Source organism: Anaerostipes butyraticus (assembly GCF_016586355.1).
GTDB classification, from domain to species: Bacteria; Bacillota; Clostridia; order Lachnospirales; family Lachnospiraceae; genus Anaerostipes; species Anaerostipes butyraticus.
The window spans coordinates 57,232-75,746 of sequence record NZ_BLYI01000024.1; the positions used below are offsets into that span (position 1 = coordinate 57,232).

15 protein-coding genes are annotated in these 18,515 nt (G+C 43.1%); 13 read left to right on the forward strand and 2 right to left on the reverse strand.

Annotation, left to right across the window (positions count from 1 at the left end; translation table 11 throughout):
- Positions 1-90: 90 nt before the first annotated feature.
- From JMF81_RS04755 to JMF81_RS04795, 9 genes are all read left to right on the forward strand, one after another.
- Positions 91-804: a C39 family peptidase gene (locus JMF81_RS04755; protein WP_201310310.1), complete on the forward strand. Its 714-nt coding sequence runs from the start codon at positions 91-93 to the stop codon at positions 802-804.
- Positions 805-1,159: 355 nt separating this feature from the next.
- A complete protein-coding gene (gene ppdK / locus JMF81_RS04760; protein ID WP_201310311.1) occupies positions 1,160-3,784 on the forward strand; it encodes a pyruvate, phosphate dikinase in 2,625 nt (874 codons plus the stop codon).
- 99 nt (positions 3,785-3,883) lie between these two features.
- Positions 3,884-4,453 (forward strand): TetR/AcrR family transcriptional regulator C-terminal domain-containing protein, encoded by a 570-nt coding sequence (locus JMF81_RS04765; protein ID WP_243282539.1) that lies wholly within the window; start codon positions 3,884-3,886, stop codon positions 4,451-4,453.
- 119 nt (positions 4,454-4,572) lie between these two features.
- The gene (fucO, locus tag JMF81_RS04770; protein ID WP_201310312.1) at positions 4,573-5,718 is read left to right on the forward strand and encodes a lactaldehyde reductase; all 1,146 of its coding nucleotides are present in this window, start codon (positions 4,573-4,575) and stop codon (positions 5,716-5,718) included.
- Positions 5,719-6,109: 391 nt separating this feature from the next.
- Positions 6,110-6,883 carry a BglG family transcription antiterminator LicT gene (gene licT / locus JMF81_RS04775; RefSeq protein ID WP_308805585.1) on the forward strand — a complete coding sequence of 258 codons (774 nt, stop codon included), beginning with the start codon at positions 6,110-6,112 and terminating at the stop codon, positions 6,881-6,883.
- 81 nt (positions 6,884-6,964) lie between these two features.
- Entirely contained in the window at positions 6,965-8,899 is a 1,935-nt protein-coding gene (locus JMF81_RS04780; RefSeq protein ID WP_201310313.1) for a beta-glucoside-specific PTS transporter subunit IIABC, read from the forward strand.
- 12 nt (positions 8,900-8,911) lie between these two features.
- Complete coding sequence (locus JMF81_RS04785; RefSeq protein ID WP_201310314.1) at positions 8,912-10,336, forward strand: 6-phospho-beta-glucosidase; 1,425 nt, start codon at positions 8,912-8,914, stop codon at positions 10,334-10,336.
- 134 nt (positions 10,337-10,470) lie between these two features.
- The gene (locus JMF81_RS04790) at positions 10,471-11,871 is read left to right on the forward strand and encodes a phospholipase D-like domain-containing protein (protein ID WP_201310315.1); all 1,401 of its coding nucleotides are present in this window, start codon (positions 10,471-10,473) and stop codon (positions 11,869-11,871) included.
- Positions 11,872-12,290: 419 nt separating this feature from the next.
- Positions 12,291-13,097 (forward strand): methyltransferase domain-containing protein, encoded by an 807-nt coding sequence (locus tag JMF81_RS04795; RefSeq protein WP_201310316.1) that lies wholly within the window; start codon positions 12,291-12,293, stop codon positions 13,095-13,097.
- 13 nt (positions 13,098-13,110) lie between these two features.
- On the opposite strand, the gene JMF81_RS04800 is transcribed toward JMF81_RS04795, so the two are convergent.
- Positions 13,111-13,305 carry a hypothetical protein gene (locus JMF81_RS04800; protein WP_201310317.1) on the reverse strand — a complete coding sequence of 65 codons (195 nt, stop codon included), beginning with the start codon at positions 13,303-13,305 and terminating at the stop codon, positions 13,111-13,113.
- A gap of 172 nt (positions 13,306-13,477) precedes the next feature.
- On the opposite strand from JMF81_RS04800, the gene JMF81_RS04805 reads away from it, so the two are divergent.
- From JMF81_RS04805 to JMF81_RS04815, 3 genes are read left to right on the forward strand one after another with little or no spacing between them, the layout of a single operon-like run.
- Positions 13,478-13,858 carry a GntR family transcriptional regulator gene (locus JMF81_RS04805; protein WP_201310391.1) on the forward strand — a complete coding sequence of 127 codons (381 nt, stop codon included), beginning with the start codon at positions 13,478-13,480 and terminating at the stop codon, positions 13,856-13,858.
- Positions 13,855-14,712: an ABC transporter ATP-binding protein gene (locus JMF81_RS04810; RefSeq protein WP_201310318.1), complete on the forward strand. Its 858-nt coding sequence runs from the start codon at positions 13,855-13,857 to the stop codon at positions 14,710-14,712. Before JMF81_RS04805 ends, JMF81_RS04810 begins: the two co-directional genes overlap by 4 nt.
- A complete protein-coding gene (locus JMF81_RS04815) occupies positions 14,709-15,356 on the forward strand; it encodes an ABC-2 transporter permease (RefSeq protein WP_201310319.1) in 648 nt (215 codons plus the stop codon). The genes JMF81_RS04810 and JMF81_RS04815 overlap by 4 nt, the downstream gene beginning before the upstream one ends.
- Position 15,357: 1 nt before the next feature.
- Here JMF81_RS04815 and JMF81_RS04820 read toward each other — a convergent pair whose 3' ends face one another.
- Positions 15,358-16,179: an AraC family ligand binding domain-containing protein gene (locus JMF81_RS04820; RefSeq protein ID WP_201310320.1), complete on the reverse strand. Its 822-nt coding sequence runs from the start codon at positions 16,177-16,179 to the stop codon at positions 15,358-15,360.
- Positions 16,180-16,302: 123 nt separating this feature from the next.
- Here JMF81_RS04820 and JMF81_RS04825 point away from each other — a divergent pair, with 123 nt between their 5' ends.
- On the forward strand, positions 16,303-18,501 hold the full coding sequence (locus tag JMF81_RS04825; protein WP_201310321.1) for an alpha-galactosidase: 2,199 nt from the start codon (positions 16,303-16,305) through the stop codon (positions 18,499-18,501).
- Positions 18,502-18,515 lie beyond the last annotated feature (14 nt).

Genomic DNA, 18,515 nt, shown 5'->3' on the forward strand with positions numbered 1-18,515 from the left:
AACAAATGAAACACTTGATTAACATAATAAAACTTGGTATAATCTCGATTAAAAGAGAATTGTCGAAAACGGACTTTACCGGAGGGTATTATGAGAATCATAAAAAGAACCGGCAGATATCTTGCCGCAATTTGTTTCAGCATACTGATGACAGCACAGCCGACAGCAGCGAAAGCAGATAATACACCAAAGACAAAGGAATTGAATGTGGTATATTACAATCAGGCAGATTATCCAGGAGAGAAGATAGGGGGCAGCACGATTCAGGCAGCCGGATGCGGACCGACATGTGTCGCAGTCTGTTACAGTTCTCTGACTGGAAAGAAAGCTGATGTACCGAAAATGTGTGATCAGGCATATGAGAACGGATGGTATTTTACAGGACAAGGATGTACTCATAATGTAATTCCGGGACTTTGTGATATGTATGGTCTGGACTGCACCGGATTAGGAATGGATATCCAGTCCATTAAGAAAGCTCTGCGTGCGGGACATCCTGTCATTGCTTTGATGGGCCCGGGAGATTTTACTGACAACGGACATTTTATTGTTCTGACGAAGATGGTCGGAGAGGACAAGGTTCAGGTGGCAGACGTAGGAAGCCGGGCAAATACCGCGAAGACATGGTCTCTGAAAGAAGTGGTCAGCCAGGGAAAACAGGGAGCAAAAGTAGGCGGTCCATTCTGGGAGATCAGCAAAAGAGAGAAGAAAACAGAGAAAGTCAATTATAAAGAAAAAGTACAGCAGGAGCAGGAACAGCTGAATGCGGTACCGGCTGCGATTGAAAATATCATACAGGAATAAGTGGCAGAAAGCCGCATCCTTTGAATGTCTTTTGGGACATCAGAGGATGCGGCTTTTCTAATCTTCGTAAGGGCAGTGGAATCGTTCTTCGTCTTTTTGCGATGACAACAGACTAGAATCCACCGGATACATGACAGTGCTTCCGTTGGGGCATTGCGGGTCTCCCTCTTTTTGTATTCTTTTTATAGAAAAGGGAAAAATATACAGACATACATATGCAGTATCTATAATGATATGATAAAAGAATAAAAAATATTGGTAAAAACATATAAAAACATTTCCCAAAATATAAATTTTGTGATACAATTAGTCCAATGACATATGATTTGACAATATGTATTTAGGAGGTATAAACATGTCAACAAAATGGGTTTACAAATTTAGCGAAGGAAACGCTGATATGCGTAATCTTCTTGGCGGAAAAGGTGCCAATCTGGCTGAGATGACCGGATTGAACCTGCCAATCCCTCAGGGCTTTACTGTAACCACAGAGGCCTGCACAAATTACTACGAGTGCGGAGAAAAAATCAGTGATGAGGTTGCAGAGCAGGTATATGCAGCAATGGCAGACCTGGAAAAGATTCAGGGCAAGAAATTCGGAGATCTGGAAGATCCTCTTTTAGTATCCGTTCGTTCCGGAGCCCGTGTATCCATGCCGGGTATGATGGATACGATCCTGAACTTAGGTCTGAATGACGAAGCAGTGGAAGGATTTGCAAAGAAGACAGGAAATCCTCGTTTCGCATATGATTCTTATCGCCGTTTTATCCAGATGTTCGCTGATGTCGTAAAAGAAGTGGACAAAGATAAGTTCGAAGAAGTACTGGATCAGATGAAAGCTGAAAAAGGCGTAGAATATGATACAGATCTGGACGCAGATGATATGAAGGAAGTCATCAAGAGATACAAAGCAATCTACAAGACAGCTTTGGGAGAAGATTTCCCTCAGGATCCGAAAGATCAGTTATTCGAAGCAATCAAAGCTGTATTCCGTTCCTGGGATAATCCTCGTGCGATCTATTACCGCCGAATGAACGATATTCCTGGAGACTGGGGAACCGCTGTTAACGTACAGACCATGGTATTCGGTAACATGGGAGATACATCAGGAACAGGTGTTGCGTTTACAAGAAACCCATCTACAGGTGAGAAACAGATTTATGGTGAATACCTGATCAATGCTCAGGGTGAAGACGTTGTTGCCGGCGTTCGTACACCGCAGCCGATCACCAAATTGAAAGAAGACCTGCCGGAGTGCTATGAACAGTTTATGAACATTGCTCATACACTGGAAGAGCATTACCGTGATATGCAGGATATGGAATTTACAATCCAGGAAGGTAAATTATACTTCCTTCAGACAAGAAATGGTAAGAGAACAGCAGCAGCTGCTCTGCGCATTGCCTGTGAATTAGTAGATGAAGGAAAGATTACAAAAGAAGAAGCTGTATCCAGAGTAGAAGCGAAATCACTGGATCAGTTGCTGCATCCAAACTTCGATCAGGAAGCTTTAAAAGCAGCAGTGCCGATCGGACAGGCTCTTCCAGCATCTCCTGGAGCTGCAGCTGGTAAAGTTTACTTTGATGCAGAGACAGCTAAGATCCATCATGAAGCAGGATTAAAAGTTATCCTTGTTCGTCTGGAGACATCTCCGGAAGACATCGAAGGTATGCATGCGGCTGAAGGTATCCTGACAGCCCGCGGAGGAATGACATCTCATGCAGCCGTAGTTGCCCGTGGTATGGGAACAGCCTGCGTAGCAGGATGCGGAGAGATCGAATTTGCAGAAGATGGAAAATCCTTCACATTAGGCGGAAAGACAGTCCATGAAGGAGATTACATTTCTCTGGATGGTTCTACAGGTAAGATTTACCTTGGTGAAGTTCGTACCGTGCCTGCAAGCATCAGCGGTAACTTTGACCGTCTTATGAAATGGGCAGATGAGATCCGTACATTACAGGTAAGAACAAATGCAGATACACCTGCAGATGCTTTAAACGCAGTAAAATTCGGTGCAGAAGGTATCGGACTCTGCCGTACAGAGCATATGTTCTTCGATGCAGAGAGAATTCCAAAGATTCGCCGTATGATCCTCTCTACAACGAAGGAAGCAAGAGAAGTCGCATTAAATCAGCTGATTCCTTATCAGAAGAAAGACTTCAAAGAATTATACGAGGTAATGGAAGGAAGACCGGTCACAATCCGTTTCTTAGATCCGCCTCTTCATGAGTTCCTTCCTAACACAATGGAAGAGATCACAGCTCTCGCACAGGATATGGGAGTTACAGTAGAAGAGATCAACATGAGACGTGCAGCTCTTCATGAGTTCAACCCAATGATGGGTCATCGTGGATGCCGTCTGGCAGTTACTTACCCAGAGATTGCCAAGATGCAGACAAGAGCCGTTATGGAAGCTGCCATCGAAGTAAAACAGGAAAAAGGATATGACATCGTTCCTGAAATCATGATCCCATTGGTAGGAGAAAAGAAAGAGCTTGCATTCGTTAAGAATGTAGTCGTTGAGACAGCTGAAAAAGTAAAAGCATACTATGAGTCTGACATTCAGTACAAAGTTGGTACTATGATCGAGATTCCTCGTGCTGCACTTCTTGCTGACGAGATCGCAGAAGAAGCAGAATTCTTCTCCTTCGGAACAAACGACTTAACACAGATGACATTCGGATTCTCCCGTGATGATGCTGGTAAGTTCTTAGATGCATACTATGACAACAAGATTTACGAGTCTGACCCATTCGCAAAACTGGATCAGAAAGGTGTAGGTCAGTTAGTTGAAATGGCAGCTAAGAAAGGAAAAGCAACTCGTCCGGATATCCATCTTGGAATCTGTGGAGAGCATGGTGGAGATCCATCAACGATCGATTTCTGCTACAGAGCCGGACTGGATTATGTATCCTGCTCACCATTCCGTGTACCAATCGCAAGACTGGCAGCTGCACAGGCAGTTATCAATAATAAATAATACAATCGATCGCAAAAGCGTTGATTGTATCTGGACGGCACATCATCTGTGTGGATGAGTGCCGTCCGTTTTTTCTATCAGATCACAGGAGGAATGCCCATGGCGGATATGCGGAGAACGAAAGAGAGGATGAAATACCGGCTGGCAGAAGCGATGAAAGAATGTATGAGACATTCGCCGGTGGAAAAGATCACAGTAAAAGAGATTACGGAAACATGCGGAACGACAAGACAAACTTTTTACCGGAATTTTCAGGATAAATATGATCTGGTAAACTGGTATTTTGACAAGATCCTTCTGGAATCTTTTGAGCATATGGGAGAGGGAAAGACAGTCCGGGAAGGACTGGTCAATAAATTTCATTACATTGAAAAGGAAAAGCTGTTTTTTAAGGCTGCTTTTAAAAATGATGATCAGAATAATCTCAGGGATCACGATTTCCATCTGATTCTTAAGTTTTACACGGAAAGGATAGAGCAAAAGTCCGGACGGACCATGTCAGTGCATTTAAGATTTCTTCTGGAAATGTACTGCCAGGGCTCTGTTTATATGACAGTACAGTGGGTGTTCGGAAGGATAGAAGGAACGCCGGAACAGCTGGCGGAATCTCTGATCGCTGCTATGCCGGAAGAACTGGCAGGCGTGTTTAAGGAACTGGAACTTTTGTAAATGTGACAGATTGCTCCTTTTGTAACTTTTTATTTTCATCGGATATTGTTAAAATATAAACAGAGTAAGCCGGAGAGAACCGGCGGACAAAAATAAAAAAGAAAAGGAGATTGATGATTATGGCAGACAGAATTATGCTCAATGAAACATCCTATCACGGAGCAGGAGCAATCCAGGAGATTGCGGCAGAAGCAAAGGCAAGAGCGTATAAAAAGGCGTTTGTATGTTCTGATCCGGATCTGATCAAATTTGGTGTCACAGGAAAGGTAACGGATGTGCTGGATAATGCGGGACTTGCCTATGAAATTTACTCTGACATCAAAGCAAATCCGACGATTGAAAATGTACAGCATGGTGTACAGGCATTTAAAGATGCCGAGGCAGACTATATCATCGCTATCGGCGGCGGTTCTTCCATGGACACGGCAAAAGCCATCGGTATTATCATTGCCAATCCGGAATTTGAAGACGTAAGAAGCCTGGAAGGAACAGCGCCTACCAAGAATCCATGTGTTCCGATCATCGCAGTTCCGACAACAGCAGGAACCGCTGCGGAAGTAACAATCAACTATGTCATCACAGATGTTGAGAAGAAGAGAAAATTTGTATGTGTTGACTCTCATGATATGCCGGTCATTGCGGTTGTTGATCCGGATATGATGGCATCTATGCCAAAAGGACTGACAGCTTCCACTGGTATGGACGCTCTGACTCATGCCATTGAAGGATATACAACAAAGGCAGCATGGGAGATGACAGATATGTTCCATCTGAAAGCCATTGAAATCATTTCCAGATCTTTGCGCAGTGCTGTGGCCAATGAAAAAGAAGGACGTGAAGGTATGGCTCTGGGACAGTATATTGCCGGAATGGGATTCTCCAATGTAGGATTAGGAATTGCCCACTCTATGGCTCATACACTTGGGGCTGTCTATGATACACCGCATGGTGTTGCCTGCGCAATGATGCTTCCGATCGTCATGGAATATAACGCTGACAGCACAGGAGAAAAATATCGTGAGATCGCAAGAGCGATGGGAGTCAAAGGCGTTGACGATATGTCTCAGGAAGAATATCGTAAAGCTGCCATTGACGCAGTACGTCAGCTGTCTGAGGATGTAGGAATCCCTGCAAAACTGGATGCCATTAAAGAAGAAGATCTTGATTTCCTTGCAGAATCAGCCCATGAGGACGCATGTGCTCCGGGTAATCCAAAAGATGCAGGCGTAGAAGATCTGAAAGAGCTGTTCAGAAAGATTATGTAATTTGTAAAATAACAGATAAGAATCAAAAAATCAGGCCGCTGTTCTGTTTTCTGCAGGACAGCGGTATTTTATGGTTTGCGGAAAATCAGGACCGGAAATGAGATAAGAAAAAGCAGAGGAAGATTTTATCATGTTTCAGTTGACGGTTCTGTACAATTTATGCTATACCAGTAGAAAAAAAGGGATAGTGATTGTGCAGACAAGCTAAACCTATATGCAGAAATTGATTTGGAAGACATCTTTCAGGTTTTTTTGTGCATATAGGTTTTTTTTATGCCCGAAACAGAGCACATCAATCCGTACAGGAGGAAAAGTATTGATGAGGATTTTTAAAGTACTGAATAACAATGTGGCAGTCATTTTAAATGAAGAAGGACAGTAACAGATTGTTATGGGACGGGGAATCTGTTTTAAGAAAAAGGCAGGAGAGGAAATCCCGGATGAGATGATTGATAAGGAATTTCATCTTTCCACACCGGAAGCTCATAACAAATTCAGAGAACTGATCCAGGACATTCCAATGGAACATATTTCTCTGGGAGAAGAAATCATAGCTGAAGCAAAGAAGCGTCTGGGGCGCAGGCTGAATGATATGATCTATATTTCTCTGATTGACCACGTCCATACATCAATCCTTCGCTTTCTGGATGGCATCACGGTGAAAAATGTCCTGCTGTGGGATATTCAGAGGTTTTACCGGGATGAATACCAGATTGGATTGTGGGCACTGGATCTGATCGAAAAACAGTGCAAAGTGCGGCTTCCGGAGGATGAAGCCGGATTTATTGCGCTTCATCTGGCAAATGCCCAGATGGATGAGGAAGTCATGCATGATATGTACGAAATTACAAAGATCATGCAGGAACTGATCAACATCGTAAAATACTATTTCCACATTGATTTTGATGAGGATGATGTGTATTACTACAGATTTATTACACATCTGAAATTCTTTGCAAAGCGTCTGCTGGATCATAAATTTTACGAGGAGGATGACAGTGACGACCTCTGGAATGTGATTCGGAAGAAATATCCGGAATCATACCGCTGTGTCGGACGGATTTCTGAATTTATACAGAAGAAATATGGACATCAGCTGTCAAAAGAGGAAGAAATCTATCTGACGATCCACATTGAGCGGGTGATCAATAAGACCGGCAGATAAAAAACAGTATGCCTGGATGGTGACATTAAGTTGGCCAAACCTTCATAGATAAACCAAATTATTTTTATGGAGGAGAGAAAAATGGGAAAATACGAGAATCTGGCAAAAGAAATTGTCAAAAATGTAGGCGGAAAAGAAAACGTCAGCAGTCTGACCCACTGTATTACAAGACTTCGCTTTAAGTTAAAGGATGAAGGAAAAGCGAATGATGATGTGATCAAAAATATGGACGGAGTCGTAACTTTAATGAAGAGCGGCGGCCAGTATCAGGTCGTCATCGGAAATCATGTGCCGGAAGTGTATGCGGACGTGATGCCTCTTCTTGGACTGGATGAGGATCAGGCGGATCATGGAGAAGATGCTCCATCCGGAAACCTGTTTAACCGGGCGATCGATGTCATTTCGGGAATTTTCCAGCCGATCCTTGGAATCATGGCTGCCTGCGGTATGGTCAAAGGTCTGAATGCCTTGTTTGTTGCCATCGGACTTTATACCGATACCTGCGGCGGATATCTTGTTTTAAATGCCATTGGTGATGGCCTGTTCAATTTCCTGCCGCTGTTCCTTGGATATACAGCAGCGAAGAAGTTTAACTTAAAACCAATGATCGGTCTTGTAATTGGAGCGATCATGTGCTATCCGACCATTCAGAACTCAGCATTATCTGCCGGCGGAGATGCTTTGTATACACTATTTGCCGGAACTATGTTTGAATCTCAGGTATATACGACATTTTTCGGAATTCCAATGATCGCCATGGATTATACAGGAACGGTAATCCCGGTTATCTTTGTCGTATACTTTGCATCAAAATGCTCAAAGCTTTTTAATAAGATTGTTCCGGATCTTGTGAAATTTTTCTTTGTACCGATGCTGACACTGCTGATCACGATTCCGATCGGACTTCTGGTGATCGGACCTGTGGCAACGTTTGGTTCAACAATCATTGCTGAAGCGGTTATGGCCGTTCGAAACGCAAGCCCGATGCTGGCGGGAGCAATCGTAGGACTGACATGGCAGATCCTTGTTATTTTTGGTCTTCACTGGGGATTTATTCCGGTATATATCAACAACATCATGACCAATGGATACGACAATGTTATGATGCCGTTCTTTGCCTGTACTTTCGCGACATCTGCCGTAGTGCTGGCTATCTTTTTCAAGACAAAAGACAAACATTTAAAGGAAATGGCACTGCCAAACTTTATTTCCGGTATTTTCGGAGTAACGGAACCGGCAATTTATGGTATTCTGCTTCCATTAAAGAAACCGTTTGTCATCAGCTGTATCGCAGGATGCATTGGCGGAGGATTCTATGGAGCATTTAACTTCCGTAAATTTATGATGGGCGGAATGGGAATTTTTGAGTTTCCGGCCATGATCGAACCAGATGGAAGTATGGGCAATCTGATCGTTGCGGTTGTGGGTGTTGTAATCACGATGATTATTGCGTTTATTGCCACTATGATTCTTTATAAAGATGATCCGAAGAAAAATGCAGAAGTGCAGACAGAAGATACAAAACAGGCTCCAGTGAAAAAGGAAGCAGGAAGTCTGCTGAACGCATCTGAAATTGTAAGCCCGATGAGTGGAAAAGTGCTGAAACTGGAAAATATCCAGGATGACGCATTCGCTTCCGGAGTTCTTGGAAAAGGAGCTGCGATCGTTCCTTCCGAAGGAACCGTATATGCACCGGCAGACGGGGAAATTTCAGCGTTATTCCCAACCCTTCACGCAATCGGAATGAAAACAGACGGCGGAGCAGAACTTCTGATTCACATTGGACTGGATACAGTGCAGCTGGAAGGAGAAGGGTTTGAAGCTTTTGTAAAACAGGGAGATCATGTAACACAGGGACAGAAACTGGTATCTTTTGATATGGACTTTATCAAAGGAAAAGGATACTGCCTGGAAACTCCGGTACTGATCACCAATATGGATGATTATCTGGATATTGTAGAGACAGATAAAGAGGAAATCAAAGCAGGAGAAGTTCTGTTAAATATTGTGAAATAAGAGGTGAATGCTATGGGATTTCGAAAAGATTTTATGTGGGGCGGAGCGACCGCGGCCAATCAGTGTGAGGGCGGAATCTTTGAGGGCGGCAGAGGGCTCGCCAACGTGGATGTGTGCCCGGCAGGAAAAGACAGAAATGCCGTGATTACAGGTCATATGAAAATGCTGGAGATGGATGGGGAACATCGTTATCCGGCAGCGGAAGCAGTAGATATGTATCATCATTTTAAAGAAGACATTGCACTGTTTGGCGAGATGGGATTTAAAACCTATCGAATGAGCATTGCCTGGACCAGGATTTTTCCAAATGGAGATGAAGAGGAACCGAATGAAGAAGGTTTGAGATTTTATGACGAAGTTTTCGCAGAATGTAAAAAGTATGGAATTGAACCGCTGGTAACCATATCACATTTTGACTGTCCAATTTATCTCATTAAAAAATGGGGAGGCTGGAGAAGCCGGAGAATGATCGATTGTTATCTGCGTCTGTGCGAAGTGCTCTTCACCCGTTATAAAGATGCGGTAACATACTGGCTTACTTTTAACGAAATCAATATGATCCTGCATGCGCCGTTTATGGGAGCAGGAATTTATTTCGAAGAAGATGAGGAAGAAGAAAAGATTAAATATCAGGCTGCTCATCATGAACTGGTAGCCAGCGCCCTGGCAGTCCGTATGGCACATGAAATAAACCCGGAAAACAAAGTCGGATGTATGTTTGCCGCCGGAAGCGCATATCCGTATTCCTGCCGCCCGGAAGATGTATGGGAAGCTCTTGTGGTGGATCAGGAAAACTATTTCTTCGCGGATGTTCAGGCAAGGGGATATTATCCGTCTTACGCAAAAGCGAGACTGAAGAAAAATGGTGTTTTTCCGGAAATGGAACCAGGTGACGAGGAAATTCTGAGAAAATATCCGGTAGATTTTATTTCGTTTTCTTATTACAACAGCAGGTGTATTGCAGCGCCGGGAGGAGACCAGGAAGAAGCGGAAGGAAATCTCTTTAAATCCGCAAAAAATCCTTATTTGAAATTCAGCCAGTGGGGCTGGCCTATCGATCCTCTTGGACTTCGGATTACATTAAATGAGGTGTATGACCGGTACCAGAAGCCGATGTTTATTGTAGAAAACGGTCTTGGAGCCGTGGATACAGTCGATGAACATGGTGAAATTTCAGATGATTACAGGATTGATTATCTGAGAGACCATATCAAGGCCATGCGTGACGCGGTAGAAGAAGACGGGGTTGATCTGATGGGATATACTTCCTGGGCGCCGATTGATCTGATCAGCGCTGGAAGCGGCGAAATGAAAAAACGGTACGGATTCATTTATGTGGACAAGCAGGAAGACGGAACAGGCACCCTGGAACGCAGAAGGAAAAAGTCTTTCTACTGGTATAAGAAAGTGATTGAAAGCAACGGGGAAGAATTATAGAAAAGCAAAGAAGTCAGCCGGGAAGGCTGGCTTTTTTGTATAAAAAATACAGATTTTAATATCCGCGAGAAAACAGACAGATTATATGATATACTGGTAAAATGTAAAATAATTTACAGAGGAGGCAGGAAAAGATGAAAAAGAAACGAAGGATTGTCCTGGCTGTTTTTCTGGCATATATTCTGTATGTAATCGTCGGCATGCTGGCGCCGTTTATTCATCAGAAAAGTGTAAGTGACGCAGGGAAAGAGCAGATCCGGGCGGAGGATTTTTATCAGAACCCGGGCGAAAAGGAAACGGACCGGGCAAAGATTGTAGAGGGAAATCAGGAAGCGCTGGATGTCCGGCTGGATATGATTCGAAAGGCAGAAAAAGAGATCATTATATCAACGTTTGACATTCGGGAAGGAGAAAGCACGGATGATATTTTTGCCGCGTTGACAGCGGCAGCCCAGAGAGGGGTTAAGGTAAAGATTCTGGTAGATGGCCTTTATGGAACTGTTCATATGAGCGGAAAAGAGATTTTTCAGGCGGCAGGCAGTCATCCCAATATTGAGATCCGATTTTATAATACGCCAAATCCGCTGAAACCGTGGACGATCCATGGATGCCTTCATGATAAATATCTGGTGACAGACGACCGGTATCTTTTGATGGGCGGAAGGAATATGTTTGATTATTTTATCGGGACTCATAAAGGAAAAAGTGTCGGACTGGACCGGGAAATCCTGGTGGTGAACACAGGAGGGCTGAAAAACAGTGCGGTCCGGCAGGTAAAAGAGTATTTTAAAGAAGTATGGAATCTGGATGTCTGTAAAACAAAATTTAACCGATGGTCAGAGAAAAAACGTTCGAAAGAAATCAGCCGTCTTTTAAAACATAACAAAGAACTGAAGGTTCCTGATCTGGATTATGAAACGATTACAGTGCCGGTCAAAAAGGCCACATTGGTGACCAATCCAACACATATCTATGGAAAAGAACCATATGTGTGGGAAACGATGAAGCAGCTGATGCTGGACGCAGACGAAAGAGTATTGATCCATACTCCGTATGCGGTATTTTCGGATGAAATGTATGAGGGCATGAAGGAAGTGAAACGAAAGGTACCCGACACAACGATCATCCTGAATTCCATTGCTTCCGGAGACAATATCTGCGCTTCTGCAGATTACCGGAGGAACAGACAGAATATTCTGGACACCGGAGTTCAGATTTGTGAATATATGGGACGTCATTCTACACATGGAAAGTCAATGGTCATTGATGATGATCTGGCGGTTGTGGGATCTTACAATTTTGACTGCAGGAGTACGTATGTGGATACGGAAACCATGCTCGTTGTCCAGGGAAAAGAGATTGCCGATCAGCTGGCTCAAAATCTTCAGACACTGCAGGATGGTTCCCTGACCGTGGATAAAAACGGGAAGTATATGGAGAAGAAGGGAGTAAAGGAACGTAAGATTGATTCCGGAAAGAACAGGCTGATCACAGTACTTTCATATATTATACAATATGTGAGATATATGGTATAATATATACGTGTAGAGAAAAACTGCATTTTAACAATTCAAACACAAAAAGCAAACATTATGAACACAAAACAGATGTATCCTGTTCCTTGTAAGCAGAAAACAATTTTTATACCGCTTTCAGAGCAGGAACAGGAGGGAAACAAATGAGACTGTTAAAGATTTTCGCTGTAATTGCCGCCGGCGTGGCAGCTGCACTGATTTACAAGGAGAATAGAAAAACATATATTTCATAATTTTCATGTAAAATGGAAATAGTATATAAAGGATGTTAACTTGAATTAATTTTATATTCCCCAGTGAAAGACCGGCCCCTGATTGACAGGGTTCGGTCTTTTTCGGTTTGCGGCCTTATGAGAAAAAACTTTGCAGAAAAATATTTCTGCATGGTATGATAGGGGAAAAAGATAAGGAGGGAAAATATGACAGCATTTGAGTTTGACGGCGAAAAATATAAAAAAGTTTCCGGACATCAGAAAAAATGGGGGAATCATCTGATAGAAGAACTGAATCTGAAAGGCAGTGAAATCATTCTGGATCTCGGATGCGGAGACGGGGTGCTTACGGCCAGGCTTGCCGGGATGGTACCGGAAGGACGAGTGACCGGCATTGACGCGTCACAGGGGATGATACGGACTGCCAGGCAGAATAAAAAAGAAAATCTGGAATTTTTGTGTATGGATATCAGCCAGATGGAGTTCCATGAAAATTACGATGTGATTTTTTCCAATGCGGCGCTTCACTGGATTCTGGATCATAAAAATCTGCTGAGACGCAGCTGGAAAGCACTGAAACCAGGCGGCATGCTGCTGTGGAATTTTGCCGGAGACGGGAATTGTAAAAATTTTTTTGAAGCGGTGCGGGCAAAGATAAAAGAAGAAAAATACAAAAAATATTTCCAGGATTTTCAGTGGCCATGGTATATGCCTGTGGTGTCAGAATATCGGAAATTGGCAGAATCCTGTGATTTTACGGAAATAGAAGTATCGGAAGAAAACAGGGATACTTATTTTGAAAATGCGGAGGCACTGATCGGGTGGATGGATCAGCCCAGCCTGGTTCCGTTTATGGAAAGGCTTCCGGCTCGTGAAGGGAAAGAATTTCGTCAGGAAATGATAGAAAAAATGCTGCGGGAAACGGTACAGCCGGATGGCCGGTATTTGGAGGCTTTTCGAAGAATCCATCTGAAGGCGCGAAAAAAGGCGGATGATCCGGCCAGTGAAAAATGAAATGTGTGTCTCTCTATATGAGATTGTATTTTTGGAGAAGCTGCTGGCAATATGCCGGATCTTCTCCAATTTTTTCGATTTCCTGCAGGCTGCCGTCATGGCTCAGAAGAACGATCAGTTTGCTGATGTGCTCCTGCTCCATCTCCCGGCCCATTCGGATACCTTCCTTCTTTCCGCGGTTTTCAATGCGGTCTAATATTTCGCACATATTAATTTTCTCCTTTCTCTTCTCCAGATGCAGATTAAAAAACGCAGTTCTTTTTCTTTTACTACCTGTTTTGCCGTATAAAAGTCAGAAAAGTGATTGACATATCTGTTATAACTGTATATACTGTACATATACAGTAAGAATGAAATAAACATTGGAAGGAGGGATTTCTCTGAAGATCATTATCAGCAATGCAAAAGGAGACCCTATTTATGAACAGATATATAAGCAGATGAAAGATATGATCATTGCGGGAAAGCTGAAAGAAGGCGATATGCTCCCGTCCATCCGCGGACTTGCCAAAGATCTCAGAATCAGTGTGATTACAACAAAGAGAGCATATGATGAACTTGAGAAAGATGGATTTATCAATTCTGTTGCCGGAAAAGGATCCTTTGTGGCAGAGAAGAATCTGGAACTGATCCGGGAAGAGAATTTGAAGAAGATGGAAAGTTATATGGAGAAAATCTGGGAACTGGCGAAAGTCTGCGGAATGTCAGCTGATGAAGTCATGGAAATGTTTCAGATTATGGGAAAGGATGTGGAAGGATGAATGCAATAGAAATGCGTCATGTGGAGAAAGATTACGGACAATTTCAGATTAAAGATCTGAATCTATGTCTCCCGTCAGGGTATATTATGGGACTGATCGGGGAAAATGGAGCCGGAAAAAGCACAACGATCAAAATGATTCTGGACCTGGTCCGGAAGGATCACGGAGAGATCAGAGTATTCGGAGAAAAAACCGAAGATTCTCTGGCATCCAGCAAAGAAGAGATAGGAATCGTGCTGGATGAATCTCAGTTTCCGGAAGGAATAACCGTGGAGCAGGTTAATAAAATCATGAAAAACATCTATAAGAAATGGGACGAAGAAGAATTTTACCGGCTGACAGATTTTTTTTCCCTTCCGAGGAAGAAGAAACGTTTCAAAGAGTTTTCCAGAGGAATGCAGCGGAAACTGTCGATTGCGGTTGCCATGTCTCATAATGCAAAACTGCTGATACTGGATGAACCTACCAGTGGACTGGATCCGGTGGTGCGGGATGAGATTCTGGATCTGTTTAATGATTTTACCAGAGATGAAAACCATTCTATCCTGATTTCATCTCATATCGTAGGAGATCTGGAAAAGCTGTGTGATTACATCGCCTTTATCCAGAAAGGCAGACTGATCATCTGTGGGGAAAAAGATCAGATGCTGGAAGCTTATGGGATTTTAAAATGCTCTGAGGAAGAACTGGAGGAACTGGACCAGCAGGCTGTCGCGGGAATCCGGGATTATGGTTATGGGGTAGAAGCACTGGTAGAGAAATCCCGGATTCCGGAAGGATATCAGACAGAAGTTCCGACACTGGAAGACATTATCATCTTTTTATCTAAAAAAGAAAGGAGAGGAATGAAATGAAAGGATTACTGCTGAAAGACTGGTATGAAATACGCTATCAATATCGATGGTTTCTGATTTTGCTGGCAGTTGCGGGTTTTTCATCTGCGACAGGACAGGGAAATGCTGTATTCTGGGGCTGTTATATGATGATTCTGGTTGCCATGATTCCGTTAAATACCATGGGATATGATGAAAAAAGCGGATGGCAGAAATACAGCCGGTGCTTCCCGGTTTCATCCGGACATCTGGTACTGGAAAAATATCTGCTGGGTGTGATTGCGCTGATCGTGGCGGTAGGAGTGTATCTGCTGTTTTCTGCCATTTTCTATTTCATTCCGGGCGTGGGAAACGCAAAAGAGCAGTTTTTTACAATACTGGCTGCTATGATTACAGTAGGTGTTTTTCCTATGGCCCTGATGCTTCCGCTGAATATCCGGTTTGGAATGGAAAAAGCAAGAGTATATCTCATTTTCTTTATCATTATTGTGGCAGTTGCAGCGGGAGGGATTTTCGCAGGAGCCGAAGACCTTCCTATGATCGTTAATTTCCTTGCAGGAATCAATCTGGATTTGTTCATTCTGCTGCTTCCTCTGATTTCCATTGCTCTTCTGGCAGCAACCTACCCGCTGTCTGTCTGGCTTTATCATAAAAAAGAGTGGTAGGCTATGAGATAAAATTTCTGCGGTACTGGCTCGGTGAGCAGTCCTTCTTCTTCTTAAAAAGTTTGGAAAAATACAGCGGGTCCTTATAACCGACGGATCTTGAGATGTCAGATATGGAAAGGCTGCTGTTTGACAGAAGGGAGCATGCCCGGCTGATCCGCAGATCCAGAAGGTAATCCTTCATGGAGACGCCAACGGAAGATTTAAACAGACGATACAGATAAGAACGTTCAATATTAAGCTGAGCTGAAATATCCTGCAGACTGAAATTTTCCTCATAATGATTTTCCAGATACTGCAGAGTTTCCTGAACATAATGATTTTGTTTTTCCTGGGGAGACAGATTCTCCCTGGGAAATTTTTGCGTTAAAAGATATAAATATTCATATAGAACACTATTCATCATCAGATCTCTGTTTTCTGAAAGCATGGATGCTTCCAGCATTTTTTCATGACACCGGAGAAGCTCAGGGTCTTCATTCAGATGGAGATAAGGAGCATCATAAAAAGAAGTCCGTTTCAGATACTGCTGGATTTTGATTCCACGCATTCCGATCCAGCTGTAAGACCATGGTTCATGGGAATCTGCTTCATAGTAAATTCTCTCATTGGGATGGATGCAGAAGGCGTCTCCGGAATGCAGACGGTAAATTTTGTTTCTGCACTGAAAAAATCCTTTTCCTTTTAAAATGTAATGTACAATATAACCGCTTCTGATAGCAGGTCCGTAACTATGACCTGGTTTACAGTCTTCGTATCCGCAGGTGTAGACCATAGCGTCAATATTTCTTGTAAAATCATTGGAAAAATGAAAATCTGTCATATTGGGAATTCCTTTCCTGGCAAGGTCAACAAAGCGCCATATATAAACAACAAAAGTCCATATAATTAAAAGTATAAGCTGATATAATAAAAATTGCAAGGGACAAGACGAGGAGGTGAGAAGATGTCAATTGTCTATGAAAAAGAAAATCAGATCTTTCATCTGCAGGCAAAAGATACAAGTTATGTTATGGGAGTGATCCGGGGACATCTGACTCATTTATATTGGGGAAGAAAGCTGAATCAATACGGAGGAAGCCGGAAGATCATCTGGAAAGACCGTGGATTTGCACCGAATCCCGATGATTTGGACCGTACATTTTCATTGGATACTTTGCCTCAGGAATATCCGCAGACAGGGAATGGTGATTTCAGGAACTGTGCTTATGGAATCCGGGACGAAAAAGGAGGAAGGATCAGTGACCTGATCTATCAGAGCCATGAAATTGTTTCCGGAAAAGAGCCTCTGCCGGGACTGCCGGCTTCTTTTGGAAATGACAATGAGGTAGATACACTAAAAGTTCATATGCTTGATCAAATCTCCGGTTTGAAAGTTGAATTGTGGTATCACGTGTTCCAGGACCAAAATGTCATAGCCAGGAGTGTGCACTTTAAAAATACAGGGAAAGAAAAGGTCATGCTGACAAAAATGTTAAGTATGTCTGTGGATATCCGTGAGGCAGGGTTTGACGTTTTAACACTGTACGGCGCTCATAATAATGAAAGAAATATGGATCGCCGTCCATTAAAGAGCGGTACGATTCAGATTGAAAGTCTGAGAGGAACGAGTTCACCGCAGCAGGCGCCATTTATGGCACTGCTCCGTCCGGAGACAACAGAAGATTTTGGAGAGGTTTATGCGGCAAACTTTGTATACAGCGGTAATTTTATTGCTGCGGTTCAGACAGACGCATTTGAAAATACAAGATTTCAGATGGGGATGAATCCATGGAATGGACAGTGGCTGTTAGAGCCGGAAGAAGAATTCCATACGCCAGAGGTGATCATGGTTTATGCGTCAGAAGGCCTGAATCAGATGTCACAGACGTATCATGATTTTTATCAGAATCATCTGATCAGAAGTCAGTTCGCAAAAAAAATCCGGCCAATTCTGATCAATAACTGGGAGGCAACATTTTTTGATTTTACAGAGGAAAAAATCCTGGAAATTGCAGATAAGGCAGCAGAAGTCGGAGCAGAGCTTTTTGTTCTGGATGACGGATGGTTTGGCAAAAGAGATGACACGAAAAGCTCTCTTGGAGACTGGACGGAAGACAGACGAAAGCTGCCGGACGGCCTGAAAGGACTGGAAGAAAAAATCCATGAAAAAGGTCTTATGTTCGGAATCTGGCTGGAACCGGAGATGATTTCCATAGACAGTTGTCTGTATCGGAAGCATCCGGATTATGTCCTGCATACGCCGGGAAGACCTTACACCTTTGGAAGAGGGCAGCTGGTTTTGGATCTGTCCAGAAAAGAGGTCTGTGATTATGTGATTGAAAGTATTTCCAACGTATTAGATTGCGCGCGGATCGATTATGTGAAATGGGATATGAATCGTCATTTGACCGATGTAGGAAGCGGAGCTTTTCCGGCAGAAAGACAGGGAGAAATTACTCACCGGTATGTTCTGGGGCTGTACCGGATTCTGGATACTCTGACAACAAGATATCCGGATATTTTATTTGAAAGCTGCTCAAGCGGCGGAGGAAGATTTGACCCGGGGATGCTGTATTATATGCCTCAGACCTGGTGCAGCGACAACACAGATGCTGTCTGCAGAATGAAAATACAGTATGCAACATCTCTTACATATCCGCCAATCACCATGGGCGCCCATGTGAGCGGATGTCCGAATCAGCAGACCGGACGTCAGACTTCTCTTGAAACCCGGGGATATGTAGCAATGAGTGCGAATCTTGGCTATGAACTGGATCTTACCAGATGCAGTCAGGAAGAGTTAAAACAAATTAAACAGCAGATTGATTTTTATAAAACAATTCGGGAGACCATCCAATTTGGAAGGCTTTTCAGAATCAAAAATCCATTTGATGGAAATCTGGCACAATGGAATTTTGTATCAGAGGACGGGAAGGATGTAGTAGGATTTTATTTTGAAATTCTGAGCCGGCCGGCATCACCTGTCCAGATTATGAAATTAAAGGGACTAGAATGTGACGCATATTATCAGGACATGGAAACTGGAAATATTTACGGAGGAGATGAGCTTATGTACAGCGGAATCAGCATTCCGCTCTGCAAGCAGGATTTCCGAAGCAAATGCTATCATTTCCAGAGGATAGATGAAAACAGCTTCTTATAAACAGGGAGGAATTA

Coding starts and splice junctions, on each gene's coding strand:
- JMF81_RS04765 (WP_243282539.1), top strand. CDS start 3,884: ATGGCGGATATGCGGAGAACGAAAGAGAGGATGAAATACCGGCTGGCA.
- JMF81_RS04790 (WP_201310315.1), top strand. CDS start 10,471: ATGAAAAAGAAACGAAGGATTGTCCTGGCTGTTTTTCTGGCATATATT.
- JMF81_RS04815 (WP_201310319.1), top strand. CDS start 14,709: ATGAAAGGATTACTGCTGAAAGACTGGTATGAAATACGCTATCAATAT.
- JMF81_RS04800 (WP_201310317.1), bottom strand. CDS start 13,305: ATGTGCGAAATATTAGACCGCATTGAAAACCGCGGAAAGAAGGAAGGT.
- JMF81_RS04810 (WP_201310318.1), top strand. CDS start 13,855: ATGAATGCAATAGAAATGCGTCATGTGGAGAAAGATTACGGACAATTT.
- JMF81_RS04780 (WP_201310313.1), top strand. CDS start 6,965: ATGGGAAAATACGAGAATCTGGCAAAAGAAATTGTCAAAAATGTAGGC.
- JMF81_RS04785 (WP_201310314.1), top strand. CDS start 8,912: ATGGGATTTCGAAAAGATTTTATGTGGGGCGGAGCGACCGCGGCCAAT.
- JMF81_RS04755 (WP_201310310.1), top strand. CDS start 91: ATGAGAATCATAAAAAGAACCGGCAGATATCTTGCCGCAATTTGTTTC.
- ppdK (WP_201310311.1), top strand. CDS start 1,160: ATGTCAACAAAATGGGTTTACAAATTTAGCGAAGGAAACGCTGATATG.
- JMF81_RS04820 (WP_201310320.1), bottom strand. CDS start 16,179: ATGACAGATTTTCATTTTTCCAATGATTTTACAAGAAATATTGACGCT.
- JMF81_RS04795 (WP_201310316.1), top strand. CDS start 12,291: ATGACAGCATTTGAGTTTGACGGCGAAAAATATAAAAAAGTTTCCGGA.
- fucO (WP_201310312.1), top strand. CDS start 4,573: ATGGCAGACAGAATTATGCTCAATGAAACATCCTATCACGGAGCAGGA.
- JMF81_RS04825 (WP_201310321.1), top strand. CDS start 16,303: ATGTCAATTGTCTATGAAAAAGAAAATCAGATCTTTCATCTGCAGGCA.
- licT (WP_308805585.1), top strand. CDS start 6,110: ATGGGACGGGGAATCTGTTTTAAGAAAAAGGCAGGAGAGGAAATCCCG.